The organism is Flavobacterium wongokense, from assembly GCF_021608265.1.
Classification (GTDB): Bacteria; Bacteroidota; Bacteroidia; order Flavobacteriales; family Flavobacteriaceae; genus Flavobacterium; species Flavobacterium wongokense.
Genome location: NZ_JAKIHP010000001.1, coordinates 495,912 through 522,188, shown reverse-complemented (window position 1 = coordinate 522,188; position 26,277 = coordinate 495,912). Strand labels below are relative to the sequence as shown.

General features: G+C 39.2%; 16 protein-coding genes and 2 tRNA genes. 7 read left to right on the top strand and 11 right to left on the bottom strand.

The genetic code is table 11. The features are described 5' to 3' along the window. Positions 1 to 23 precede the first annotated feature (23 nt). The 4 genes from sov to L1S31_RS02130 form a co-directional block, all read right to left on the bottom strand. The gene (gene sov, locus L1S31_RS02145; protein WP_236461442.1) at positions 24 to 7,376 is read right to left on the bottom strand and encodes a T9SS outer membrane translocon Sov/SprA; all 7,353 of its coding nucleotides are present in this window, start codon (positions 7,374 to 7,376) and stop codon (positions 24 to 26) included. A gap of 3 nt (positions 7,377 to 7,379) precedes the next feature. After that, a complete protein-coding gene (gene ruvA / locus L1S31_RS02140) occupies positions 7,380 to 7,961 on the bottom strand; it encodes a Holliday junction branch migration protein RuvA (protein ID WP_236461439.1) in 582 nt (193 codons plus the stop codon). Between the two features lie 84 nt (positions 7,962 to 8,045). Further along, positions 8,046 to 10,340, bottom strand: a complete 2,295-nt coding sequence (locus tag L1S31_RS02135; RefSeq protein ID WP_236461436.1) for an NADP-dependent malic enzyme — start codon at positions 10,338 to 10,340, stop codon at positions 8,046 to 8,048. 118 nt (positions 10,341 to 10,458) lie between these two features. Next, positions 10,459 to 13,077 carry an AsmA-like C-terminal region-containing protein gene (locus tag L1S31_RS02130; protein ID WP_236461434.1) on the bottom strand — a complete coding sequence of 873 codons (2,619 nt, stop codon included), beginning with the start codon at positions 13,075 to 13,077 and terminating at the stop codon, positions 10,459 to 10,461. Between the two features lie 168 nt (positions 13,078 to 13,245). Here L1S31_RS02130 and folK point away from each other — a divergent pair, with 168 nt between their 5' ends. Beyond that, on the top strand, positions 13,246 to 14,382 hold the full coding sequence (folK, locus tag L1S31_RS02125; protein ID WP_236461429.1) for a 2-amino-4-hydroxy-6-hydroxymethyldihydropteridine diphosphokinase: 1,137 nt from the start codon (positions 13,246 to 13,248) through the stop codon (positions 14,380 to 14,382). Here folK and L1S31_RS02120 read toward each other — a convergent pair. Together L1S31_RS02120 and L1S31_RS02115 are read right to left on the bottom strand one after the other, a co-directional pair. Further along, the gene (locus L1S31_RS02120; RefSeq protein ID WP_236461427.1) at positions 14,379 to 14,909 is read right to left on the bottom strand and encodes an RNA methyltransferase; all 531 of its coding nucleotides are present in this window, start codon (positions 14,907 to 14,909) and stop codon (positions 14,379 to 14,381) included. The two genes, folK and L1S31_RS02120, sit on opposite strands and share 4 nt — an antisense overlap. A 79-nt stretch (positions 14,910 to 14,988) precedes the next feature. Further along, positions 14,989 to 15,462, bottom strand: a complete 474-nt coding sequence (locus tag L1S31_RS02115) for a DUF1573 domain-containing protein (protein ID WP_236461423.1) — start codon at positions 15,460 to 15,462, stop codon at positions 14,989 to 14,991. 153 nt (positions 15,463 to 15,615) lie between these two features. Here L1S31_RS02115 and mutS point away from each other — a divergent pair, with 153 nt between their 5' ends. The 4 genes from mutS (at position 15,616) to L1S31_RS02095 (ending at position 18,964) form a co-directional block, all read left to right on the top strand. After that, positions 15,616 to 18,222, top strand: a complete 2,607-nt coding sequence (gene mutS / locus L1S31_RS02110) for a DNA mismatch repair protein MutS (protein ID WP_236461421.1) — start codon at positions 15,616 to 15,618, stop codon at positions 18,220 to 18,222. A gap of 144 nt (positions 18,223 to 18,366) precedes the next feature. Continuing rightward, positions 18,367 to 18,439, top strand: a tRNA-Gly gene (locus L1S31_RS02105). A gap of 14 nt (positions 18,440 to 18,453) precedes the next feature. Continuing rightward, positions 18,454 to 18,539: transfer RNA gene (locus tag L1S31_RS02100), tRNA-Leu, on the top strand. A gap of 59 nt (positions 18,540 to 18,598) precedes the next feature. Continuing rightward, positions 18,599 to 18,964 carry a DUF1508 domain-containing protein gene (locus L1S31_RS02095; RefSeq protein ID WP_236461397.1) on the top strand — a complete coding sequence of 122 codons (366 nt, stop codon included), beginning with the start codon at positions 18,599 to 18,601 and terminating at the stop codon, positions 18,962 to 18,964. Between the two features lie 62 nt (positions 18,965 to 19,026). Here the strand turns inward: L1S31_RS02095 and L1S31_RS02090 are convergent, their stop codons facing one another. The 3 genes from L1S31_RS02090 to L1S31_RS02080 all read right to left on the bottom strand — a co-directional run bounded on the left by L1S31_RS02090 (position 19,027) and on the right by L1S31_RS02080 (position 22,827). After that, on the bottom strand, positions 19,027 to 19,254 hold the full coding sequence (locus tag L1S31_RS02090) for a PG1828 family lipoprotein (protein ID WP_236461396.1): 228 nt from the start codon (positions 19,252 to 19,254) through the stop codon (positions 19,027 to 19,029). 158 nt (positions 19,255 to 19,412) lie between these two features. After that, positions 19,413 to 21,554, bottom strand: a complete 2,142-nt coding sequence (locus L1S31_RS02085; protein WP_236461395.1) for a S46 family peptidase — start codon at positions 21,552 to 21,554, stop codon at positions 19,413 to 19,415. Positions 21,555 to 21,591: 37 nt separating this feature from the next. Further along, positions 21,592 to 22,827, bottom strand: a complete 1,236-nt coding sequence (locus L1S31_RS02080; RefSeq protein WP_236461394.1) for a 3-deoxy-D-manno-octulosonic acid transferase — start codon at positions 22,825 to 22,827, stop codon at positions 21,592 to 21,594. 94 nt (positions 22,828 to 22,921) lie between these two features. On the opposite strand from L1S31_RS02080, the gene L1S31_RS02075 reads away from it, so the two are divergent. After that, complete coding sequence (locus L1S31_RS02075; RefSeq protein WP_236461393.1) at positions 22,922 to 24,052, top strand: DegT/DnrJ/EryC1/StrS family aminotransferase; 1,131 nt, start codon at positions 22,922 to 22,924, stop codon at positions 24,050 to 24,052. 3 nt (positions 24,053 to 24,055) lie between these two features. Next, complete coding sequence (gene galE, locus L1S31_RS02070) at positions 24,056 to 25,069, top strand: UDP-glucose 4-epimerase GalE (protein ID WP_236461392.1); 1,014 nt, start codon at positions 24,056 to 24,058, stop codon at positions 25,067 to 25,069. A gap of 35 nt (positions 25,070 to 25,104) precedes the next feature. On the opposite strand, the gene L1S31_RS02065 is transcribed toward galE, so the two are convergent. After that, positions 25,105 to 25,374, bottom strand: a complete 270-nt coding sequence (locus tag L1S31_RS02065) for a hypothetical protein (protein WP_236461391.1) — start codon at positions 25,372 to 25,374, stop codon at positions 25,105 to 25,107. A gap of 19 nt (positions 25,375 to 25,393) precedes the next feature. Next, positions 25,394 to 26,263, bottom strand: coding sequence for an ACP S-malonyltransferase (gene fabD, locus L1S31_RS02060; protein WP_236461390.1), 870 nt, complete (start codon positions 26,261 to 26,263; stop codon positions 25,394 to 25,396). Positions 26,264 to 26,277: the final 14 nt, after the last annotated feature.

Here is a 26,277-nt window from a genome sequence, read left to right as displayed (position 1 = left end):
TAAATTTTTATTGAAAATTTGGCTTAGTTTCCAAAATTATATCGCATCGTAAATCCGGCCCTGATATTCGTTAACGGGAACGAAGTGGAAATAACTGGTTTTGAGAATGAATGGTCATAGAAGAAAATCGCAGTCAGGTTTTTACTGAATGAATAATCTGCTGTTAATTTTGCCGACCAGATATTCTGCCCACCACCCAATTGGTTGTTATCGTAATCTAAATAACGCACAATGGTTTTGTTGTTCCTGTAGGAGAAGTCAATTTTCAAATTGATATCACTCTTGATAATCCCCGTTGGATTGTCCGCCAATTGCGATGAGAAAATTACATCTTTGAAACGGTAACCCAGACCTACGATGAATTCCTTTCCTTGCACTTCGGTCAATAAGTTGTTGTCAAAACTCATCGATAAGCTTCGGTCTTTTTTGATTTCGGCTAAGATCTTGAATGCATTTTTCATCTCAAAGTCAACACGGATCAGCGGGTTGAATTGCTCTACTAAGTTGATGTTTCCAATGATGGTTTTGTTATAGAAGTTACCAATTCCTCCATTATCCTGCGTTGCAGAATTTGGATTGTAATCAAGATTCGAACGGAACGAGTTAATTGTATACGACGCTCTATAGGAATGCTGGATAGAGAAACGTTTGAAACGTTCCTTAAAGAAACCGTAGCGCATCAATCCGTTGTACTTGATTGTCCAGTTTGGAATAGGGATATTTCGGAATGCGTCAAAAGATATTCCTTTGGCGGCATCTCCATAGCCTGTTGTATACAATCCGGTGTAAGCTGCCAGGAAAGAAGGAATCAATACGGCCTGGTTGTTTTTACCAAATCCTACAGGGTATCCTTGGTTGGCTGCTATGAAATTATAGTCAGGGCTGCCCGGAGCCGGAAGCGGTACTTCGATACCATATCTTGGGAAAGTTGTTGTTCCGTAATATTGTTCGGCAAGCCTGTTGGCAATGATAATCCTGTTTTCCCTAAAATCGTTGAAAGCAGAGGAACCATTTTCGTCACTTGCCTTAAACGATGTTTTCAGCATAATGGTAGAAATCGAGAAGTTCCCAAAATTATACGGTGATTCTGAATGGTAGTAATCCCCATTTGCATCGGGAGTTTCGGTTGTTGTAAATTGCTCCGAGAAGTTGTCGGCATAAGTCCTGTTGGCATTCAAATCAATTTTGAAATCAGGGAATAAATCCATGTTGGCCGTAACATCCAATGTTTTGGTAATTACATGCGTATAGTTTTGATTAAAATCAGGCGATGTGGTCAACCAGCCATTTTTCGCAGCCTCATAACGTACATCATCCTGCGAACCAAAGACAAAGCCCAAAGTTGGTTTAGCAGTACCAAAGAATCCTAAGCTTGGCAAATATCCCGGAAGCATCGTTCCTTCGTTGCGGGTATAATTAATCTGGATGTTTTTCACACTGGTCAGAACACCTTTTAAACCATCAAGGAATACATTGGTGGTTTTGGCTGGCTGCGCTTTTACAGGAGTTACTTTATCACCTGGTTTTGGAGCAGCAGGTTTTGGTGCCGCAGCAGTTGCAGGTTTTTTACCCAATCCAATGTATTTATAGAAAGTCTCCATCGTCAATACCGTATTCAAACGATGTGAAGCCGCATTCTGAATGGTGTTTCCTAAATCATAAAAAACCGTTGGGTCTGCCGATGATGGAATACGCGAAAAGCCTAATGGTGCTTTTTGCCAATTGTAATCTCCGGTATACGAATAGGTCGATTTTACAAATGCCAGGAATGGAAGCTTGTTAATCGGCAGCTCATAATTTATGACAATCTGTTGATTATGCTGATCTGGCGTACCAATGTTCCAGAAATCGGTCCAAATGGTATTGCTGTTATCCGGCCTGTTTTCGGCATCCATATAATTACGGACGATATTGTGTGAAGCAGCAGTAAAGTTGATTTTTAATGATTTTGTCAGGTTGTAATTAAATCCGTATTGATAGTTGAACAAATAATTTCTTCTGTACAACGGATCCAAATCGATTCCAACAACATCAACCTGTCGGAACTGTTGTTTGTTGTATTGCCTGATAATATTACTGCTGAACGAAATGCTCGCCGGCAGGTAATTAAAGTTAAAGTCGCTTAGTAGTTTCCAATAAGAACTTTTCTTTAGGAATTTGGTTTTCTTAAACGGCTCAACTGGTTTGTTCTGGAAAGCAAAGGTATAATCTACAGTAGCGTTTACCTGCTTGTCCATATAATTTTCAATTTCGTAATTGTGCTTTTCAACCTGGTTGTACGAATAGGAAAGCGTTAAATTTTCAGGATCGTAAACATGCGGTTTTTGTTCCTGAGACCTTTCCTTTTTAACTCCGATAAAGTTGATGCTTTTTCTCTTGGTGAAATCAAGTGCACGGTTTTCAATATTGGACCTTTCTAATGGGTCAGTTGTATTGGCCAACATTTCTTCCAATTTGATATCCTGGTTGAAAGGGTCGTATTCCGGCGTGATGATTTCTTCACCAACGGCATAATTGAAAGGTAAATTGATTCCCCATTTTTTTGGCAATAATTTGCCTAAACTTAGATTCGTTACAATGTTATATTGTTTTACATCCTCACGGCTTCTTTCCTGAGGTCCTTGTTCCAAAGCTCCGAAACCAATTGTGCTCATTCTTCCGGTTGCCGAAATTGTGGCAAAATCCGCAAGATTGGTGTCCATGTTCAATACAGCGGCCATACCACCTTTATTATCCATATCGGCAAGACGCAATTCATTGAACCAAACTTCTCCACGAACGCGTTCAGCATTCGGAGCAACAGTACTATTCTTAATACCCACCATCAACGTCCTAACCAATCCAAAGTTTGGCGTTCCTTTAATTCCCAAACGAAGGGTAGGTTCACCGTCACCATCAGGAGCAAGGGCAGGATCATCATCAGGATAGTAAACACCGTCAATATCCAGCAATGCTGCGTCAATATTCAATGCTCTAACCTTCATCGCAGTCAGGTTTGACATTGCCACATTGATTTCATTTTCTTCGGGCCAAATAGCTACTGCTGTAGTTTCACCAGGTGCGGTTACTTTCAGCTTTTTCTCAATTTGATAGAAATTATTGGTAAAGTCATTCCCGAAACGGATGAATGCACTCATTTGGTCGTTTTGTAATGGAGCCCCATCAGTTAATGACTCCGCATGTAAAAACATTTTTAATTTACCATACTGACGCATATCAACATCCACATTTTTGAATACGGCTCTTGAATCTCCTATTTCCAATCCTTGTCCTGAAGCCCTTAACGAAAGTGATTGCTCATTTTGAGCTATAACCTGTCCTGTGTTTACTGCTGTTTCTTCACGAATTACTCCCGGAGGTGATACATAATGAATAGGTTCACGTTGTGCATTTTCCTCAATGTTAACAGCCAATACATCAAAATTAGTGTTGTCGTCTGTTGGATCGGAATCGCCCTGCTGGAATGAATTTTCATAACGTCTCCATTCTCCACGAACCAAATCAAGCGTACCAAAACGAAGCGTAATCGGTTTGTCGAATCCGGTCATGAACATTCTCATAAAACGGATGGAACGGAAATCTGAAATGGAACCAACTACATTTGTAGGTTGTGCTACAGGAATTTTGAACTGGTACCATCTTGCTTTTGTTGCATGCTGGTTTGGAACTTCTGATGGCTGAATGTCTGTTTCAACCATATCGGTAATGAAGTTTTGCCCCACCTGCATTCTTGGGTCAGAATGGTGTGCCATTACAATTTTATATTCGTAATAGGCATTTGCTTCATTCATCGTATTATCCCTGTTGATATCCTCAACATCCGGAATGGTCGTAGAACCTCTGTTGGCATCATTAATACTCACAGGTGAGTTTCCTTCTGTACCGTTGTAATTTTTATAAAGGTCAAAAACCGTAGAGGCAGAACCGGCAGCATTTAAAAAATACTGATAATCATCGCCCGCAGGATCATCCAAGGCCTGATACCCCGCACCGATATTGGCAAGTGTTTTTTCACTGGCACTACTAAATCCATCAAAACCAACGTCCTGCGCAGCTCTGTTAGCACCATCTACGTCAAAGGCATAGATAAGTGATTGCGAAGAAGGTACACGTCCCCAAATCGTTGGATTGGTTGTGTTTGATGTAGCCGGATTAGCAGGCAGACCATTTTCGTATTGTTTTCGCGAATCCTTCAGTACGTCTTCGGATATTTCACCAAGGTTGAAATAAACGCTTCCGTCATTGTTATGATCTGCTTCAGCAGGTTGATTTCCATCATCATAATAAGGATCCATCACCCAAAACTGAATGTACTCCACATTACTTTGCTCAAAGTTGGTAGAGTTGATGGCACGCATGATTCCACCAAAGTTATTCGGAGCATCCGTAGCAGAAAATCCACTTGGAAGGGCTGCAGGATTATAGTTGTAAGGTCCTCTTTCCTGAGGATAGTATGTTAAGTCAAAAGTATTGATTATCTGAGACTGCCCAACCTGTATTTGTGTGTTTGGGAATAGCTCGCGGCTGAAGATTTTTCGGGTGCTGTTAATAGAAACCCCATCCTGGCCAATGCCTCCAGGCGTAGAAGTGTAAATTGTAGGGTCGATGCTGTACCAGTTTAATTTAGCTCTTTTATAACCATAATCTAAAGTGGTAGCAGCTGATCCAAAGTCTGGATAATCCGATACCAAAGGTTTTTTAGGTGTCGAGGACAAACTCCACGAAAGCGGAGAACGCATGTCAATGGTAGTTTGCGAACCTTCAAAATCATCTACATATACTGTTGCTTCCCCTTCAAACTGATCCGTTTTGGAAGCATCAGGTTTTAAGAATGCTATTTCACCGCGCAATGAGAAGTTCGATGGAACATCAGTATCCATATTTGGCAGCTTATTCACCATTCGCGTAAGGAATGGGACTTCTGTCGAATAATTGGCATTGAAGCCAAAAATGGTATTGTTCACCGATTCCTGCCCGTAATTTGATTTGCTGGTAAGCGGTCTTTCAGTCATTTTGATGAAAGTAGCACCAAGCAATAATTTATCCGAGAATTTGTGCTCTATATTGAATCCCATAAACCTTCTGGTTTGCTGACCAAAAGTAGAGTTGTTCTCAACAGAAACCTGAATAGGCGTATTTGAGGCCTGTAATGATGGGTCCAAAATCTGAACTCTTCCAGCCTGATAGTTTACGCTATAATCAATTCCTTCCTGAAGTACCCTTCCGCCAGCGGTAACTACGACTGAACCTCTTGGAACGTTATATGCACCAATCGGAATTCCGTCTCCACCAGAAGATTTGTAACGCCCCTTTAACTGGAACTTATTTTTTTCAGCATCCTGTAAAGCCGAAGCCTGGGTTCCGGTATACATATTCCTGAAAACGTACTTTTTCTGATTATCATTATAGTCAACGGTAGTTGGATTTCCATAATAATTTTCAGAAGGGCTTGAACGTAGTTTTTCGAATAGGAGTTTACCAAAAGGCTCAACAGATGTAAAAATGATACGCCCATTTTGTTGATCAACTGTCAATCCCGGAATGAAATCGAAGAAACCATCTCCACCAGCCTGAGGGTCATTATTGTAATTCAGTTTATCAACATCAAATACCTTTAACAATGGTGTTTCTGCAACACCTGCAGGCAATGGAGGGGGAAGTGCTCCGTTTGCGGGCGTTATGTAATTTAACGGTGAAGGGTCAGTGTATAAGATGTTAAATCTGAAATCTTCCTGTTGTAACTGATAGCCACCCTGAATCTGATAAATGTTTTTCATCATCAGATTCCAAATTGGTTTTTGAACGTTTGTTAAACTGCTTTTCAGCATTTTCACAACCAAACTCTGTGTTGATATGGTTTGGTCTGTAGCTCCTGGATTGGTAATTACAGTAGAATCAACACCATCGGTACCAAATTCCCCAACCTGGTAAACCTGGTCACCAATTGTATATTGGTATGCAACAGCCAAAACCTCGTCATTCGACAAACGCTGTTGCAGAGAGATGTATCCTAATTGCGGATGGAATGTATATTCATTGGAAGCCAACTTTCTCGCGTTTTCCAATTTCGAATAATCGGTTCCTTCGTCAACGGCTACAACGTTATTAAAACCAGCACTCGCAGTTACAATGTCCCTGATGTTTTGATTTAATAAACCGCCACCGGCTGTAATTAATTCGGGATCATAACGGTTGTTTCCGTTATCTGTTGGAGTATCTATTGGTGCCACAAAAAAGGTATTTGCACCAGTATACTGATCATCATCTACAGCTACTACCTGCTGACGTGTTAGACCAGTAAGTTCAGATTCTCCCAAATCCTGAAGCGCGATGATGTTCCTTAAGTTGTTATTGGTGGTGCTTACACGGTTTTGTTTATTGGTTACCCAAACTTCAATCCTTGTGATTTGTACACGGCTGTTGATGAAAGGATAATTCTGCAATGCCTGGTCGTACTTGTTCCTGAAGTATTGTGATAGGAAAAAGTGTCGGTCATTGTCGTAATCCAAACCAAACAATTCGAAATCCTGAATGGTTCCGCCACCTTGTGCCGTAACCGATTTCGTCTGTGATTTTTGCTCTGAGAATACTCCGGTTATGGTAGTTTTACCAAATTGCAATTGGGCCTTGACCCCAAACAAACTCTGCGCACCACGGATAAGCGAATTGGACAGCGGCATGCTCACGTTTCCGACCTCAATTTTTTGGATGATGTCGTCTTCTGTCGGAGCGTATTCGAGTTTGATAAGATTTTGAAAGGCAAAGGTTGACTCGGTATCGTAATTTGCGTTTACACTCAATCGGGTTCCCACTTTTCCGTTCAAACTCATGCTGATCCTTTGGTCAAAATCAAAAGAAGTCTGTGACCGGTTTCTTGGTGAAAATGAAGGATTGTCTTGCTTGGTGTATCGGACACCTAAATCCATCTCGACGGATCCTGTGGGTTTTACATCTATCGTATTGGAACCAAAAATGGTTTCGAAGAAACTGGAATTGACATAATACCGGGGCAATAAATCCTTTTTGTCCTGTTCGGTACCATGATCCACTGCGCTGGATTTTTTCTTGTAATATTCACGCATCGACTCACGAAGTACCAATTCTTCATACTGTTCAGGCGTTAAGATAATAGGATAATTGATGTTGAAACCGTCAACCGTGTTGGTGTAAATGTATCTATTAGTGGCAGCGTCATAAGTATAGGCATTGACGATGCTGTTTGGATTTTGTATTTCTATCCTTCCTGTAGAATAACCTGTACTGTCGACAACAGCCGGATTTACTTGGGAAAAAACGGAAGCGCTTAGTAGTAAAATAAATACTAAGAGCAGTTTTTTAAGGTTTGAATATGGTTTGGTATAGTATATTGTTTCCAAGAATTATAAATTTTTTAATGCTTGTTTGATTATTGTTTCAACTCCGGCTTCTGGATTTTCCTTGATGATTTTATCCACCACTTTTTCTGCATTTTTCCTCACATAACCCAATACCTCCAAAGCAGATAACGCTTCTTCCCGCGAAATATTGTGTTGTGGCATTGAAATTTCGCTCAAATCATAGATTTTTAACACTTTATCCCTCAAATCCAATATTACGCGTTGGGCAGTTTTTGGACCAATTCCCTTTAAGGACTGAATCGTTCCAACATCTCCGTTAGCGATGGAATGGATTATTTGTTTTGGGTCCAATGATGACAACATGGTTCTTGCAATGCTTGCACCAATGCCGGAAACAGAAAGTAATAATTTAAACAGTTCTCTTTCTGATTTTTCTACAAAACCAAATAATGAATGCGCATCTTCCTTGATTTGAAGGTGTGTAAATAGTTTTATAAAATCGGTATTTGGGAGTAATGAAAAGGTATGCAGGGAAATATTAATGTGGTAACCCACGCCATTGCAGTCTATAACAACTTCGGTAGGCGACTTTTCGACTAATTTTCCTTGAATGTGTGCGATCATTTTTTACTAAAATCTAAATCCAAATATAGCAAAATTCTTGAACTGCAAGAATCTGTGCGCAATATCTGTACAATAATACAAAAACTATTTGGCAGACATCTTTTTTCTTTTCTCTTTTTCTTGGGCATCAACAACCGCAACTGCAACCATATTTACCATTTCTTCCACACTGGCTCCCAATTGGAAAATATGGACCGCTTTTTCCATTCCCAACATGATTGGTCCTACAGAATCCACTTTGTAAAGTTCTTTCAGGAGTTTATAGGTAATATTGGCCGATTCCAAGTTAGGGAAAATCAGGGTATTGACTTTTTTTCCAGCCAATTTAGAGAAAGGGAATTTGGCTTTTAGCATTTCAGCATTCAGCGCAAAATCGGTTTGGATTTCTCCATCTACAATTAAATCCGGGTAATATTTATGCAGATAAGCTACTGCTTCACGGACTTTATTGGCGCTTTCATGTGCAGACGAACCAAAATTGGAAAACGAAACCATTGCAATCACCGGTTCCATTCCGAACATCCTTGCGGTTTTGGCAGTCATCAAAGCAATTTTTGCCAATTCATCTGCAGTTGGATTCGGGTTAATCGCCGTATCGGAAAGGAACATTGGCCCACGATTGGTCATCATCATATTTGCAGTGGCAATCAATGTAATTCCCGGAGCTTTCCCGATTAACTGCATCAAGGGTTTCACCGTAGAAGGATAACTTCTGGAGTAACCCGAAACCATAGCGTCGGCATCACCGTCATTCACCATCATTGCTGCAAAATAATTTCGCTCACGCATCCATTTTTGGGCATCCAATAATGATATGCCTCTTCGCTGCCTTGATTTCCAATAGCTGTCGGCATAGCGCAATCTTCGTTTGTCTTCTTCCTTTGTTTTTGGATCAAAAATCGGAACATCGGCATCAAATCCCAATTCCTCTTTAAGTTCCAAAATCACTTCCTTATTTCCTAATAAAATAGGAAGTGCAATTCCTTCTTCGTGTGCAATCTGCGCAGCTTTCAAAACGTCCAAGTGATCTGCTTCGGCAAAAACCACGCGTTTCGGATCAGTTTTCGCACGGTTGGTAAGCAAACGGACCATTTTATTATCAGAGCCTAAACGCTCTAAAAGTTCCTCTTCATATTTTTCCCAATCGGTAATCGGCTGCAAAGCAACGCCTGACGCCATTGCGGCTTTTGCCACAGCTGGCGGTACTTTTGCAATCAGTCTTGGGTCAAAAGGTTTCGGAATGATATAATCCTTGCCAAAGTTCAGTTTGGTTTCGCCATAGGCAATGTTCACCTGCTCCGGAACGGACTCTTTTGCTAATTCTGCCAAAGCAACAACCGCTGCTTTTTTCATGTCTTCATTAATCTTGGTAGCCCTCACGTCAAGTGCGCCACGGAAAATATAAGGAAAACCAAGTACATTATTCACCTGGTTAGGATGGTCTGAACGACCAGTTGCCATGATGATGTCTTTCCTGGTTTTGATTGCCAGGTCATAGTTTATTTCAGGATTTGGATTTGCCATTGCAAAAACGATAGGTTTTTTGGCCATGCCCAATAACATGTCTGGAGTAACAATGTCTCCGGTTGACAACCCGACAAAAACGTCGATGCCTTCCATAGCTTGCTGTAAGGACGGAGAAACTTTTTTATCAGTAGCATATTTTTTTTGCTCTACTGAAATTTTCGGGTCGTCTTTTCTAAGCGCACCTTTGCTGTTGAACATCAAAATGTTTTCTGCTTTTACGCCAAAGGAAACATATAAATTGGCACAGGCAATGGCCGCAGAGCCAGCTCCTGAAATGACCATCTTTACTTCATTCATTTTCTTTCCGGCCAATTCAACAGCATTCAATAAAGCTGCTGCAGAAATAATCGCAGTTCCATGTTGGTCGTCGTGCATCACCGGGATGTTCAGTTCTTCAACCAAACGTCTTTCAATTTCAAAAGATTCAGGAGCTTTGATATCCTCAAGGTTGATTCCGCCAAAAGTCGGCGCAATATTCTTAACCGTTTCAATGAAAGCGTCTACATCTTTGGTGTCAACTTCAATATCAAAAACATCAATATCAGCAAAGATCTTAAACAGCAAAGCCTTTCCTTCCATAACCGGTTTTGAGGCTTCGGGACCAATGTCTCCCAATCCTAAAACTGCAGTTCCGTTACTGATTACCGCAACCAGGTTTCCTTTGGAAGTATATTTATAAACGTTGTTAACGTCTTTGGCAATTTCCAAACAAGGTTCGGCAACGCCAGGAGAATAGGCTAATGACAAATCCCTTTGCGTTGCATATTTTTTGGTTGGCACCACAGCAATTTTCCCGGGAACGGGTTTCGCGTGGTATAAAAGTGCTTCTCTTCGTTTACTATCTTTATGCATGGTCTTTATTTTGATAAATACAAAGGTAGAAGACTGAATGTAATAAGGAAATTTTTACCAACTTCTTTTTGAAGAAATGACAAATAAAAAACCCTTTCGATTGGAAAGGGTTTTTATTCTATTTTGTTGTGGCCGGAGCAGGTTCTGCTTTTTTCGGTTCCTCTTTTTTCTTTTTGTTGAACAAGCCGTTGAGCAAATCCTTAGCCGAATTTTTCACATTGGTACTAGTACTCGTTTTGGTTGTATCCGATTTTGGTTTTGTCGCATTTCGGATGATGCCGTTTAGGGCATCTTTTCCACCGGTAATTAATTTTTCTTTTTGTTGTTTGACCAAATTTGTCACCAAAGTTGTCGTCGCCTGTTTGATATCTGTTGATACATTCGGGTTTTTAAAATTACCCGTAAGTATTGCATTTATAGGTATGGTTTCAAATTTTTTGGCTTCAGCCGGAGTTAATTTCGCAATTAAATTATTGATTTCTGTTCCTAAATATTTCGCTGGGACATCAAGCTTCACATTATAATTCATGTTTTGGTCAAAGCCGTGCGCTCCGCCAATGGTTGCTTTGATGTCCTGGTATTTGATGTCAAAAGGTTTGATGTTGACTTTCCCGTCTTTGAAGGTTAGTGCCGCCTTCAAATCATTTAAATTCAATTTTTTCAAATCGATGAAACCCAGTTTGTCATCCAAACGGTTTAGTAAGGCCGAATTGCTTGAGTTGACTGTTGTCGAAAGCAATTGTCCCAATAAATCCCCATTGATGCTGTTCAAATCAGGAGCCATTTCCTTGTCTTTCAGGTTTCCGGAAACCTTTATTTTGGAATTTAGTTTCCCGTTAATGATTCCTGCAATTGGAGCGATTTTTTTCATCATGTCCAATTGGGTGAAAGTCTGTTGGATGTCGACACCATTCAAACCTAAATCCATATTGAATTTCGATACTTTTTCTTTGGTCGAAACATCGCCATTGAAAGCAATCGAACCACCAAAAATATCAGTTTTACCATTTTCCAAAGTAGCCTTTTGATCCTTGATGATGATTTTTCCGGACACATTTTTCAGAACTAAATTATCGTATAAAACAGTATTCGCTCTAGCAGTTAAAGTGCAGTTTAAGAATGCCGGAATCTTCATCGCTTCCGCAGGTTTGGCATTTTCCTTTTTGGCATCCGTTTCCGAAGTCATGAAGTCGCTCACTGCCAGCTGATTTGAAACCAGGTTAAAGTTTCCTTTCAATTCCTGGTTTTTGAATACGAATCCGTAGAAGTTTTCGAGCACGCCATTCACGGCCAAATCCGTATTTCCGGTTGTAGCATTGAATTGTTTCAGGTTGACACGGCTTGGGTCGAATGAGACTAAGACTTTGCTGATTTTCATGGTTTTCCCATTCTCATCCGTATAATTAAAACCAGTCAAATCTATGGTTCCCGCATTCCGGATTCGCGCGTAATCACTTTTCTCAACCGATTGCATGTCAAATTCTGTAGTAACGTCGGCTTTCAGGATTCCGCTTAAAGGTTTGTCCAATTTCACAGGATAGGCTTTGGTAAGATTCCCAAGATTGATGGTTCCTTTTAAAGCTGCATTTACCAATGCATTCTCAGCCACATTTTTGATGTTTGCCTTTGCATTGAATTCGTCCTGGTCAATTTTGAATGACAATTTATCGAGATTTATATAAGTGTCATTCATCACACCGGTTTCGTTGATGATTTTGGTGTCGATGACAATATTTTGTACCGATTTTGGCAAATTCGGATATTGGAAAGACGCATTATTCGACGCAATTTCGATATTGAATTTTGGTACCGAAGTTTCCGAATACAAGCCTTTGGCAAAACCAGCAACGGTAAAATCACCACTGGTTTTTACGTCTTTCAGGTTGCTGGAATATTGCGCCGGAATCAATCCGAGAAAATTCTTGAATGAGGAAGTTGGCGTTTTGAATTTCAAATCATATTGCTGTCCGGCTTCGACAATTTGGATAAAACCGTCAAACTCCAAAGGCAGCTCGTTGATTTTTGCTTTATTTTGCTTGAAAGTATATTTGCTGTTATCCAAATCAATTCCAAGAACCGCATCCAGCGAAAGCTTTACATTTTTCATATAATTGGATTTGTCCATATCCAAGGAAACCGTTGTGGTCGTTTTGGTATTCAAATCTAATTTTGATTGGGCAAAATCTCCGGTTCCTTCGTGGTTGATGCTGTCTAAAACCATTCGGAGTTTCGACTTTTCATCAGTGAATTTGAATTTGAAATTCTCAACAGAATATTCCTTTATCTTTAATGAAAGCGGTTTGCTTTTTCCGCCATCACCTTTTTCGTCATCCTTTAGCGCAATGTCATAATTACCAACGCCATTCTTATCGATAATGATATTGATCAAACCATTTTTAGAGGTAATGCCGTCAATGTTCATCGGTTCGTTTTCATTATTGAATAATTCCTTAATGGACATTTTCAGGTCGAGTTCCTCAAAGGCAACCAGAGTATCACCCTCAAAAGGTGCTTTGTTGATAATGGATAATTTTTCAATGGAAACGCTTGCATTCGGAAAACTTCGGAACAAACTCAAATCGGCATCAGCGAAAGCCACTTTAGCGTCCACTTTTTCATTGATTGCAGTCAAAATCCGGGCTTTTATCTGATCCTTAAAGAAATAGGGAATTGCAAATGCTGAAATGACCAACAGCAATACAATAATTCCAACGATTTTTAGGATTTTCTTTAACATGGTATGGTAGATTTAGTTACGCTTTATTTTAACAAATTTAGTTCCTTTTAACGAGAAGATGGTTATTATTTAGGGAACTTTTAAGATTTTTATTGTTGAGAAAATGTTATTAACAGTCGGCTGTTTTTTGCAATTATTCTAAAATAGTTTTAGTTAATTTGTGCTTCCATGAAAAAGCAGCATCAGGTCATTTTATCGTTAGGTAGCAATCAGGGCAATCGTCTCGAAAACATTGAGCGTTGCATTGAAAACCTGCACAATGAAATTGGAACAATCATAAGGGTTTCCAAGCTTTATGAAACGCCATCCTGGGGTTTTGAAAGCGAAAAATTCTATAATTGTGCACTTGTAATCCATACTCATAAATCGGCACATCAAATCCTTGAAGAGGTGCTTTTGCTTGAAGAGGCTTTGGGAAGGGTTCGTTCTGAAGCGGAAGGTTATCAGCCTAGGATTATCGACATTGATGTCATTGCTTTTGATGAGGAAATCATCGCTTCAGAAAAGCTTCAGGTGCCACATCCTGAAATGCAGAACAGGCTTTTTGTTTTGTTGCCAATGAAAGATTTGAATCTGGATTGGCGCCATCCGATTCTGCAAAAATATTTGCATGAGTTGCTGGTTATTTCCGAAGATAAAAGCAATTGTAAAGTGATTCAGAATCTGGAAATCCCGCTTTCAAAATTAAAACTGGATCATTTCAATTATATTGCCATTGAAGGAAATATTGGAGCAGGTAAAACCACATTGACCAATAAATTGGCCGAAGATTTCAATGCCAAAACGGTTTTGGAACGTTTCGCGGATAATCCGTTTTTGCCAAAATTCTATGAAGACCAAAGCCGTTATGCCTTTCCGTTGGAAATGTCATTTTTGGCTGACCGATATCAGCAGATTTCCGATGATTTGGCGCAGTTTGACTTGTTTAAGGATTTTATCGTTGCCGATTACCACATTTTCAAATCGTTGATTTTTGCTAAAGTCACTCTCGCGGAAGATGAATTCCGTTTGTATAAAACAATGTTTGACATTATCTATAAGGAAATGCCCAAACCCGATTTGTATATTTATTTGTACCAGAGTACGGAAAGGCTTTTGAAGAACATTCGCGAAAGAGGAAGGAGTTACGAACAGGAAATTCCGGCAGAATACCTTGAAAAAATCAATAATGGTTATTTGGATTATATCAAATCGCAGAAGAATTTGAATGTATTAATCATTGACGTTACCAATAGGGATTTTCAGAACAATCAGGAAGATTATGTTTTTGTGCTGAATGAAATCCAGCAAAAAATCGCTAATTAGTGTTTCATTTTTTTAAATAAATCCCAAACCACTATACCGGCGCTTACTGAAATATTCAGGGAATGTTTGGTGCCCAATTGTGGGATTTCAATAGTTCCGTCGCAGATTTCAATGGCTTTTTGAGAAACACCAAAAACTTCGTTGCCAAAAACCAACGCGTATTTTTTATCTTTTGCCACTTTAAAATCCTGAAGGAAGACCGCATTTTCCACTTGCTCGATGGCAAAAACGGAAACATTTTCTTTTTTAAGGTTTTCGATTACGGATAAAACATCTTTCTGATATTCCCAGCTTACCGTTTCTGTTGCGCCAAGCGCGGTTTTATGGATTTCCTTATTGGGCGGAATCGCAGTGATGCCACACAAATATATTTTCTCAATCAAAAAAGCATCGGAAGTCCTGAATACAGAACCAATATTGTGCAGGCTTCGGATGTCATCGAGCACAATTATTATCGGGGTTTTTTCAGCTTCCTTGAAGTCCTCAATTGATTTTCTTTCCAGTTCCTTATTTTCAAGCTTGCGCATTTCTTTTCGTTTTTGGCAAAGATATTCAAAAAAAAAGTCCCGAAAAACCGGGACTTTCTTGAATTATAATTAAGTGATATTAACTCTTAGTTGGAGCTGCACCGTCAGCAGGAGCGTCTGGTAAAACAGTACCTTTGATAGTAAGAACTTTAGTTTCCTGTCCTACAGCATTTGATTTTACAGTAACCGTTTTTGTAAATGCACCAACTCTGTCAGTAGCATATTTTACGCCAATAACACCTTTTGCTCCTGGAGCGATTGCGCCTTCTGGTTTAGAAGGTACTGTACAACCACATGATCCTTGAGTACTTTCGATAGTTAAAGGTTTGTTACCGTTGTTTGTGAAAACGAATTCTCTTTTTCCATCAGCATTGTGAGGGATTGTTCCGTAATCAATTGTTTCATTTTCGAAAACCATTCCGGCACCATCAACTTTTGGAGTTGCTGCTGCAGCTGGAGTTTCTGCTTTTTTAGTAGTTGCTTTTTTAGCTTGTGCATTGCTAGTTGCAACACCAAAAACAGTAATTGCAGCTAATAAAATAATTCTTTTCATTTTTATATAGTATTTAAGTTTCTGAGACAAATCTATTCAAAATTTAGAATGCTCCTGTTTTTTTTGTCTTAAGGTTAAATTAATTTTTTTAAGAAGTGTTTAATCATCCGAAAATATTTAAATTCGCTTCCACTAAAATTAATTCCGAAACCATTGGCAGCCAAAGAAACTTCTACGAAAGAAACTCCTTTAATGAAGCAATACAACGAGATAAAAAGAAAATATCCCGATGCATGCCTGTTATTTAGGGTAGGTGATTTTTATGAAACTTTTGGCGAGGACGCCATTCGTGCTTCCAAAATTTTAGGCATTGTTTTAACGAAACGCGGAGCAGGAAGCGAAACCGAAACGGCTTTGGCTGGTTTTCCGCATCATTCCTTAAATACGTATTTGCCGAAACTTGTAAAAGCCGGGCTTCGGGTTGCCATTTGTGATCAGCTCGAAGATCCAAAAATGACCAAGACCATTGTCAAACGTGGTGTAACCGAATTGGTTACTCCGGGAGTTTCCATGAATGATGAAGTGTTGCAGTCCAGGTCGAATAACTTCCTGGCATCGGTTTATTTTGGAAAGAAACAATTAGGGGTTTCCTTCTTGGATGTATCTACGGGCGAGTTCCTGACATCACAAGGGAATGACGAGTATATCGACAAGCTTTTGCAAAACTTCAGCCCGAGTGAAATCTTAATCCAGAAAAACAATCGAAACCAATTCAAGGAAATCTTTGGCGAAAAATTCAATGTTTTTTATCTCGAAGATTGGGTTTATAAGGAAGATTATGCAAATGAAACCCTGAACAATCATTTCCAGACGAATTCACTTAAAGGTTTTGGTGTTGAGGAATTGACTGATGGAATCATTGCCTCAGGAGCAATTTTGTATTATTTATCAGAAACGCAACACAATAAAGTACAGCACATCACCAACATTCAGCGTATTGCTGAGGATGCATATGTATGGATGGACCGTTTTACCATCCGCAACCTGGAATTGTACCACAGTCATTCCCAAAACGCTGTTACACTTTTGGATGTCATTGATAAAACGCTTTCGCCAATGGGTTCACGTTTGTTGAAACGTTGGCTGGCCTTGCCTTTGAAGGATATCCACAAAATCAGGAACCGTCATGAAGTGGTTTCTTTTCTAAAGGATAATGAAGAAGTGTTTCAAAAAATGCAATACCAAATCAAGCAGATTTCCGATTTGGAGCGTTTAATCTCTAAGGTTGCAACCGGAAAAATTTCTCCACGTGAAGTCATATATCTAAAAGAATCGTTGGACGCTATCATTCCGATAAAGACCATTGCCCTTGAAAGTAAGCAGGAAGCGGTTCGCACCATTGGCGACAGCCTTCATGCCTGTGATTTACTTCGCGAAAAAATACAGGCAACTTTAAATCAGGATGCGCCTGTTGCTATTGCAAAAGGAAACGCCATTGCAACCGGAGTTCATGCCGAATTGGATGAATTGCGAAGCATTGCTTTTTCAGGTAAGGAGTTTCTGGAAGGAATTGAAAAACGCGAATCAGAAGCAACCGGAATTTCTTCACTGAAAATTTCCTTTAATAATGTTTTTGGATATTATATAGAAGTACGAAATACACATAAAGACAAAGTTCCTGCGGAATGGATCCGAAAGCAGACTTTAGTCAACGCCGAAAGATACATCACAGAAGAATTAAAGGAATACGAAACCAAAATCCTTGGTGCCGAAGAAAAAATCCATCATATAGAAAGCCAGTTGTTTGAGCAGTTGGTTAGTTGGATTTCTACCTATATAAAACAAGTACAGCTAAATGCCAACTTAATTGCGCAGTTGGACTGTTTAATTTCGTTTGCACAGCTCGCTATCGAAAATAATTATGTTTGCCCAATGCTGGATGAATCATTTGAATTGGAAATTACCAATGGCCGTCATCCGGTAATTGAAAAGCAACTGCCGGTTGGAGTGCCGTATGTGCCCAATGATGTTTTTTTGGATAGGGAAACGCAGCAGGTGATTATGATTACGGGCCCTAATATGTCCGGAAAATCGGCAATACTGAGACAAACAGCCTTGATTGTTTTACTGGCTCAAATGGGAAGTTTTGTTCCAGCTGAGAAAGTCCGAATGGGAGTTATAGATAAAATATTTACAAGGGTAGGAGCGAGTGATAACATTTCGATGGGTGAATCTACTTTCATGGTTGAAATGAATGAAACGGCTTCGATTTTGAATAACATTTCAGATAGGAGTTTGGTTTTATTGGATGAGATTGGGCGCGGTACAAGTACTTATGATGGAATTTCGATTGCCTGGGCAATTGCTGAATTCCTACATGAAAACCCGGCAAGGGCAAAAACCCTTTTTGCGACGCATTATCATGAACTGAACGAGATGACCGAATTGCTTCCAAGAATCAGGAATTACAATGTTTCGGTAAAGGAGTTAAAAGATACGGTTCTTTTTATCAGAAAGTTGGTTGCAGGAGGAAGCGCCCATAGTTTTGGTATCCATGTAGCTAAAATGGCGGGAATGCCACAGATGGTTATTCAAAAAGCGCAGAAACTTTTAAAGAAACTGGAAAAGAACCACTCCAGTGAATCGCTTAGCGGAATAAAGTCGGCAAAGGACGAGATGCAGCTCAATATCTTCAATCTTGACGACCCATTATTGGAGGAAATAAGGGAAGATATCATGGGATTAGACATCAATACCCTAACACCGATAGAGGCTTTGATGAAGCTAAATGAATTAAAAAGAATGCTTCAGAAAAAATAAATCCAGCTACTGAATTTTGTGTATCAGTTGATTATGTTGGGTCAAAGTTTTTTTCAAAAAAAACGTTTGTATTATTCAATTTAAGTATTACATTTGCATCCGCAATACTGCATAAGTATTGCTGTTCTAACAAATAATGTAAATGCGAAAATAGCTCAGTTGGTAGAGCGCGACCTTGCCAAGGTCGAGGTCGCGGGTTCGAGCCCCGTTTTTCGCTCAAGATATCATTCTGCTCGGATGGTGAAATTGGTAGACACGCTGGACTTAAAATCCAGTGAACAGCAATGTTCGTGCGGGTTCAAGTCCCGCTCTGAGTACAAAAAGCTTCAAACTATGTTTGGAGCTTTTTTTGTTTTTAAATGCCTTAAAATCTCCTATGGGAACTTTTGTTATCAGCAAACGCTTAAATGACTTTTACAAATTTGAATTTGTTTCCCGAAAGGGGAAAACTATTTTTACCAGCAATAGTTATGAATTGAAATTTGAATGTGAGGACGAAATTGAAATACTAAGAAACTCTACTGAAAATTTCACTTTTATGAAATTTAGAACTTCCCGAGGAAAATATTTCTTTAAAATCATATTGGACGAAAAGAGCTTTGCAACCAGCAGGAAATACTCTACTGAACTCATGATGCAAAAGGGAATGGATGAAATAGTAAAATATATTTCGAAATCTGAAGTCTTGGATTTCTCCAGTAGTGATGAAATTTTCGGGCCAATTGATTTCGAAAATTCCTAAAATAAAGAAAGCCACGCAATTGCGTGGCTTTAAATCTTTAAAAAACGATTAGTGTTTACTAATTATTTTTTTACTTCTTCTTTAGCAGTTTCAACAGCTTCTTTAGCGTCTTCAACTTTTGCAGCAGCAGTATCAACAGCAGCAGCAGCAGTATCAACAGCAGCAGCAGCAGTGTCAACAGCCTCAACAGCAGTTGAATCAACAGCAGCTTCAGCGTTAGCATCAGCTTGTTTACAAGATACTACAGTTAATGCAGCAATAACAGCTAAACTTAAAAATACTTTTTTCATCTTACTTAATTATAAAAGGTTAATTATTAATTCGAGGCAAAGATATAAATTTTTTAATAGGTTAAAATAATTTTTTAAATTTTTTTAAAAAACCCATATTTTACTTCGGCTTTTGGCTAACAATAATCGTGCCAAAACTTAAGATAGGCTTAAGAAATTTATTTTTTCTTTTGTGGAGTGATGATTTTTAACTCTTTAATCAAATTTTCAGCTCCGGCAAACTTATCTACAATAAACAAAACGTAGCGAATATCAACCATAATGTTCCTACAAATCTCAGGAGAATAGTAAATATCACTCATCGTTCCTTCCCAAACCCTGTCAAAATTCAACCCGATCAAATTACCGTTTGCATCAAGCGCCGGACTTCCCGAATTTCCTCCTGTTGTATGGTTGGTTGCAATGAAATCCAATGGCATTCTACCATTTACACCATAAACTCCGTAATCCTTTTTGTTGTATAAATCAATCAGTTTCTTTGAAACATCATATTCATAATCACCAGGAATGTATTTTTCGATAACGCCATCTAGATAGGTGAATGGTTCATAAATAACAGCGTCATTAGGTTTGTATCCTTTTATTTTTCCATAAGTCACACGAAGCGTGCTATTCGCATCGGGGAAAATCCTGTTTTTTGGAAATAGTTCCAATATGGCTTTCATATAGGTTCTTTGGGTTGCAGTGATCTTCAGATTGATTTCATCGTATTTTGGTGCTACGTTTTTTAGATGCGCATCCGCCATAGCTTTTGTAACCTGATATCCTTTATCATTATTAAGTTTTTCAATAACGGTTTTGGCATCACCCAACAATATGGCTTTGACTTTATCAAAGCTCACCAATTGGGATTTGGTGAAAACTTCATTCGACAAAACTTCCGGATTGATATTTTCCATTGAAGCCGGTAAAAATTGTTTTGGATATTTTTTGCTGTAAATGTCTATCAACTGCTCAAAAACCTTTTGGTCAACCGCTGCATTAAAGTCTTTATAAAACTCATCCCAACCATTTATCAAAGTGTTCCTTCTGTCGTTGAAAGCCTGTTCACCTTTGGTATTGTATAATTGTTCCAGTTGATACAATTTGTAACCTGCAGAAAGTAGTTCGCCGTTTCGGATAACAGTCTCATCCCAAAATGCTTTGGCTAAGGCATAATCTTTTATTTCAGCATAATTTTTTTCAAAATCAGCCAATAAGGTTCCGTATTCTGCCTGTTTTCCTGTTGCATTGACTTTTTCCTGGAATTGTTTTTCAAATTGCTGCTTGGCACCAACCGCATTGGCTTTTTTCAAACCTTTGATTTCTCCCTTCCATTTTTTCCAGGCATTGGCAATAGTTGCATTTTTTGCGGCATACTGTATTTTAATGGCATTGTCTTTTCGCATGAATCCGTCCTGGACTTTAAGCGTAACATCGCGAAGTTCAATTTTTGTTGGGTCGATAATAGTCAGGATTTGTTCAACGGCAACCGCAGGCAGGTATTCCTGAGTAGTTCCCGGATAACCCATAACCATCGTAAAGTCGTTTTCCTTTAACCCTTTAATTGAAATCGGGAAATAATATTTTGGCTTGTAAGGCACATTGTCGGCAGCATATTCTGCAGGGCGATTGTCCTTATCGGCATAAATCCTAAACAATGAAAAATCACCGGTATGCCTTGGCCAAACCCAGTTATCGGTAACATCACCAAATTTTCCAATCGAACTTGGCGGCGCACCAACCAACCTAATGTCTTTAAAAGTCTCAGTTACAAAAAGCAGATACTGATTTCCATTATAAAAAGTCTTAATCATATTATCCTGCCAGGATTCCTTTGGAGATGTCCGGGTAAGGTTAGCGATATTTTCCTGGATCTTCTTTTGTTTGTCGGCTTCTGTTAGTGAAGCTGTTCCTTCAAGAACTTTAGTTGTTACATCGTCAATCCTTACCACAAATGAAACGACCATCCCTTTGTTGAGTAATTCGTCTTCCATTTTGTAAGCCCAAAAACCATCAGTAATATAATCGTGTTCAACAGACGAATGGTTTTGAATGGCATCAAAGCCGCAGTGGTGATTGGTCAAAATCAGCCCTTTATCCGAAATAACTTCCGAAGTACAACCTCCGTTGAATTGCGGAACAGCATCTTTCAAGCTTGACTTGTTAATCGAATAAATCTGCTCGGCTGTGATTTTCATACCAAGGTTTTTCATTTCGCTTTCGTTCATCCCTTTCAATAATGAAGGAATCCACATGCCACCTTGCTGTGCCGATACTTGTACAAAGACAAAAAGTAAAAGGAGTTTTAGTAATCTCATGATTGTAAATTTTATAGAAGTAGGTATTTGTTTTATATTAATTGTTACCAATGTGTTGCAAAATAACATCGGTTGCGCCTTTATTCATCTGCACGAAAGTCGAACAGATGTGGCCTTTTTCGTGACGGATGTCTTCGTTCGAAATCAAATTGGAAAACGCATCGTTGAGTTCATTTTGATTCGAAATCGAAACACAGCCTTCCTGATGTACCAAAGCCGCAGCTTCGGCAAAATGAGAGAAATTCGGGCCTACAACAATCGGAATGCCGAAGGTTGCCGGTTCCAAAATGTTGTGAACACCGGGATTTCCAAATCCGCCACCAACATAAGCAACATCGGCATAGCTATAGATTTTGGTCAAAATGCCAATCGTGTCCACAATCAAAACATCAAATGAGGATAAATCGACATTCTCTTTTTCCGAAAACAAAATCGTTTTTTTGGAAATCGAATTTTTCAATTCCTGAATCTGATCCGGTTTGATATTGTGTGGCGCAATGATGAATTTTACTTTTTCATTGGGCTGATTGATGTAATCCACCAACAAACTCTCGTCTTTTGGCCACGAACTTCCAATTACAATTGTAATGGTGTTGTTCTTGAATTGTTTAATAAAATCCAATGAATTGTCCCGTTCCAAAATTGCGACAACACGGTCAAATCGGGTATCGCCCGAGATTTTTACATTATTGAAATTAAGGCTCTGCAATAATTTTTTCGAACTTTCATTCTGAACAAAAAAGTAATCAAAAGCTTTCAAGGCATTCCTGTAAAAACCTCCATACCATTTGAAAAACGCCTGGTTTTCCCTGAAAATTCCTGAAATCAGATAGGTTTTGATGTTCAGCTTTTTCAACTCGTTCAGGTAGTTCGGCCAATATTCATATTTGATAAAGAAAACCAAATCGGGATGCACCAGTTTCAGAAATTGCCTCGCATTTGATTTTGTATCCAAAGGCAGGTAAACAGTAGCATCAGCAATAGTGTTGTTTTTACGGACTTCATAGCCCGAAGGGGAAAAAAACGTCACTACAATTTTATGGTTGGGATACTGGATTTTGATTTTTTCCATCACAGGCAGTCCCTGTTCAAATTCGCCGAGAGAGGCGGCGTGAAACCAGATGGTTTTGTCTCCTGTATTGATTTTACTGCTTAAAGTTTGAAAAACACTTTTCCTTCCTTCAACAAAGAGCTTTATTTTCGGACTAAAAAGCGCCAGCAGTTTCACAACCTGTGAAGCAAAAATCAATACTATATTATACAGAAAAAGCATCCTCAAAAATTTGTTGCGCTAAAGTACGTTTCTTTTGCGGAACTTGAAATTCTACTTTAGAATTTCTTACTTTTGCATCTCAAATTTCAGTATCATGAAGAAAATACAAATGGTTGACTTAAAAAGTCAATACGAAAAAATAAAAACCAAAGTTGATGCTTCCATCCAGGAAGTTTTAGATACTACAACCTATATCAATGGACCAAAAGTTCATGAGTTCCAAAAAAACCTTGAACAGTATCTGGATGTAAAACATGTAATTCCATGTGCCAACGGAACCGATGCTCTACAAATTGCCATGATGGGATTGGGTTTGAAACCGGGTGATGAAGTGATCACAGCCGATTTTACTTTTGCCGCCACCGTTGAGGTTATTGCATTATTGCAGTTGACTCCGGTTTTGGTTGATGTAAATTTGGATGATATGAACATTTCGCTTGACGCTATCAAAAAAGCGATTACGCCAAAAACCAAAGCGATTGTTCCGGTGCATTTATTCGGAAGAGCTGCCAATATGGAAGCCATCATGCAAATTGCAAAGGAGCATAACTTATATGTAATCGAAGATAACGCTCAGGCAATTGGTGCCAACTGTACTTTTTCAGACGGAAGCAAAAAGAAGGCAGGAGTGATTGGACACGTTTCCTCAACCTCGTTTTTCCCATCTAAAAACTTAGGATGCTATGGTGATGGTGGTGCAATTTTTACCAATGACGATGCTTTGGCTCATACGATACGCGGAATTGTAAATCACGGAATGTATGTACGCTACCATCATGATGTTGTGGGTGTGAATTCGCGTTTGGACAGTTTACAGGCTGCGGTTTTGGATGCAAAATTACCATTGCTTAATGAGTATAATTCGGCAAGAAGAGGAGCAGCGTCAAAATACAATGCGGCTTTGGGCAATCATAAAAACATCATCACTCCGTCATTTGACGAAAACGGTGATGACCATGTTTTCCACCAATATACTTTGAGAATCATTGATGCCGATAGGGATGCACTAATGCAGCATCTTTTGGATAAAGGAATTCCATGTGCAATTTATTATCCAATTCCACTGCATTCGCAAAAAGCTTATGTCGATTCAAGATACAAGGAAGAAGATTTTCCGGTAACCAACCAATTGGTGAAAGAAGTAATCTCGCTGCCAATGCATACCGAACTTGAAGACGATCAGATAAAATTTATTACAGACAGCGTTTTAGAATTTTTAAAATAACAGATGAAGATAGTTGTAACAGGTGGTTTAGGATTTATAGGTTCACACACAGTTGTTGAATTACAAAATGAAGGTTTTGAGGTAGTCGCTATTGACAATCTTTCTAATTCGTCTGTTGATGTACTTGATGGCATTGAAAAAATTACAGGTAAAAAACCACTATTCGAAAACATTGATTTAAGGGATAAACCGGCAGTCCAAAATTTCTTTAATAAACATAAGGATATTGCGGGCGTAATTCATTTTGCAGCTTCAAAAGCCGTTGGTGAAAGCGTTGAAAACCCTTTGTTGTATTACGAAAACAATATCAATGCGTTGGTATATATTTTACAGGAACTGACGAATCTGCCTCAGGCTAATTTTATTTTCAGTTCGTCGTGTACCGTTTATGGCCAGGCCGAAAAAATGCCAATCACCGAAAACGCTTCCGTACAGCCGGCAATGTCTCCGTATGGAAACACCAAGCAGATTGGCGAAGAAATCATTTTTGATGTTGCCAATGTTACCAATCTTAATTCGGTATTGCTGCGTTATTTTAATCCAATTGGAGCTCATGCAACGGCCGAGATTGGTGAATTGCCACTTGGAGTTCCACAAAACTTAGTGCCATTCATTACGCAAACCGCGCTGGGTTTAAGAAAGGAATTATCTGTTTTTGGAAATGATTACCCAACACCGGACGGAACCTGTATCCGCGATTATATTCATGTTGTTGATGTTGCCAAAGCCCATGTTGTGGCATTGCAGCGTTTATTGAAAAAACAAAATCAGGATAAAGTTGAGATTTTCAACTTGGGAACCGGAAAAGGAAGCTCTGTATTGGAAGTGATTCATGCTTTTGAAAAAATTTCAGGACAAAAGCTGCCGTATAAAATTGTAGACAGAAGGAGCGGAGATGTAATCTCGGCGTATGCCAGTACCGATAAAGCCAATGATGTTTTAGGATGGAAGGCGGAACTTTCTTTGGAAGACGCACTGACTTCGGCCTGGAAATGGGAACAGAAGATTAGAAGTTAAAATAAAAAAAGCCTTGAGATTTCAAGGCTTTTTTGTTATTTCTTCACGGCGTCTTTTACTTTTTGGGCACCTTCTTCAACTTTTTGGGCACCTTTTTCAACAGCGCGTTTTGTTTTCGATGTTACTGAATCTGCTGCAGCATCTATCTTGTTGCCCAGAGTATCTATCTTTTGGCCAACAGTATCTATTTTTTGCTCTACTTCAGTTCCTACAGCGTCGGTAGCGTCTTCAATTTTTTCCTTGGTTTTCTCCTGGCAGGATACAATCATTGCAGCAAAGGCAAGGGATAAGATTAGTTTCTTCATGGTTAAAAATTTTAATTATTTATGCTGAAATTGTCTCAACTTCGTTATTGATTTTACCAACCAATCCAACCAGTACTTTCCCTGGCCCAACTTCGGTAAAGCTTGTTGCGCCGTCTTTTATCATTTGTTGTACCGATTGCGTCCATCTTACCGGAGCAGTCAGTTGAATGATTAGGTTTTTCTTGATTTCACTGGCATCAGAAACTGCAGAAGCAGTGACATTCTGATAAACAGGGCAGCTTGGAGTAGAGAAAGTAGTAGCTTCAATGGCTGCAGCCAATTCTTCTCTTGCTGGTTCCATCATCGGGGAATGGAATGCACCACCAACAGGCAAAATCAAAGCGCGTTTTGCTCCGGCTTCCTTCATTTTTTCACAAGCGAGTTCCACTGCCTTGTATTCTCCGGAAATTACCAATTGTCCGGGACAATTATAATTTGCCGCAACAACAACACCATCAATCGACGCACAAATATCTTCTACGATTTTGTCATCCAGATTTAAAACAGCAGCCATGGTCGAAGGCGTAATTTCGCAGGCTTTCTGCATTGCTAAGGCTCTTTTTGAAACCAGCTTCAAACCGTCTTCAAAAGATAAGGCACCATTGGCAACCAAGGCTGAAAATTCGCCCAACGAATGTCCCGCAACCATATCCGGTTTGATGTTTAAGGTTTTGGCTAAAATTACAGAATGCAAAAAAACCGCAGGTTGGGTAACCTTGGTCTCTTTTAATTCTTCGGCTGTGCCTTCAAACATAATGTCTGTAATGCGGAAACCTAAAATATCATTGGCTTTTTCGAAAAGTTCTTTGGCTAAAGCCGAGTTTTCATATAAGTCTTTACCCATTCCGGTAAATTGAGCTCCTTGTCCTGGAAAAATATATGCTTTCATCTATAAGTATAAAT

What these genes read in the sequence shown, in the direction of transcription:
- ruvA (WP_236461439.1), bottom strand. Translation starts at nt 7,961, where the DNA reads ATGATCGCACACATTCAAGGAAAATTAGTCGAAAAGTCGCCTACCGAA.
- L1S31_RS02135 (WP_236461436.1), bottom strand. Translation starts at nt 10,340, where the DNA reads ATGCATAAAGATAGTAAACGAAGAGAAGCACTTTTATACCACGCGAAA.
- L1S31_RS02130 (WP_236461434.1), bottom strand. Translation starts at nt 13,077, where the DNA reads ATGTTAAAGAAAATCCTAAAAATCGTTGGAATTATTGTATTGCTGTTG.
- folK (WP_236461429.1), top strand. Translation starts at nt 13,246, where the DNA reads ATGAAAAAGCAGCATCAGGTCATTTTATCGTTAGGTAGCAATCAGGGC.
- L1S31_RS02120 (WP_236461427.1), bottom strand. Translation starts at nt 14,909, where the DNA reads ATGCGCAAGCTTGAAAATAAGGAACTGGAAAGAAAATCAATTGAGGAC.
- L1S31_RS02115 (WP_236461423.1), bottom strand. Translation starts at nt 15,462, where the DNA reads ATGAAAAGAATTATTTTATTAGCTGCAATTACTGTTTTTGGTGTTGCA.
- L1S31_RS02095 (WP_236461397.1), top strand. Translation starts at nt 18,599, where the DNA reads ATGGGAACTTTTGTTATCAGCAAACGCTTAAATGACTTTTACAAATTT.
- L1S31_RS02090 (WP_236461396.1), bottom strand. Translation starts at nt 19,254, where the DNA reads ATGAAAAAAGTATTTTTAAGTTTAGCTGTTATTGCTGCATTAACTGTA.
- L1S31_RS02085 (WP_236461395.1), bottom strand. Translation starts at nt 21,554, where the DNA reads ATGAGATTACTAAAACTCCTTTTACTTTTTGTCTTTGTACAAGTATCG.
- L1S31_RS02080 (WP_236461394.1), bottom strand. Translation starts at nt 22,827, where the DNA reads ATGCTTTTTCTGTATAATATAGTATTGATTTTTGCTTCACAGGTTGTG.
- L1S31_RS02075 (WP_236461393.1), top strand. Translation starts at nt 22,922, where the DNA reads ATGAAGAAAATACAAATGGTTGACTTAAAAAGTCAATACGAAAAAATA.
- galE (WP_236461392.1), top strand. Translation starts at nt 24,056, where the DNA reads ATGAAGATAGTTGTAACAGGTGGTTTAGGATTTATAGGTTCACACACA.
- L1S31_RS02065 (WP_236461391.1), bottom strand. Translation starts at nt 25,374, where the DNA reads ATGAAGAAACTAATCTTATCCCTTGCCTTTGCTGCAATGATTGTATCC.
- fabD (WP_236461390.1), bottom strand. Translation starts at nt 26,263, where the DNA reads ATGAAAGCATATATTTTTCCAGGACAAGGAGCTCAATTTACCGGAATG.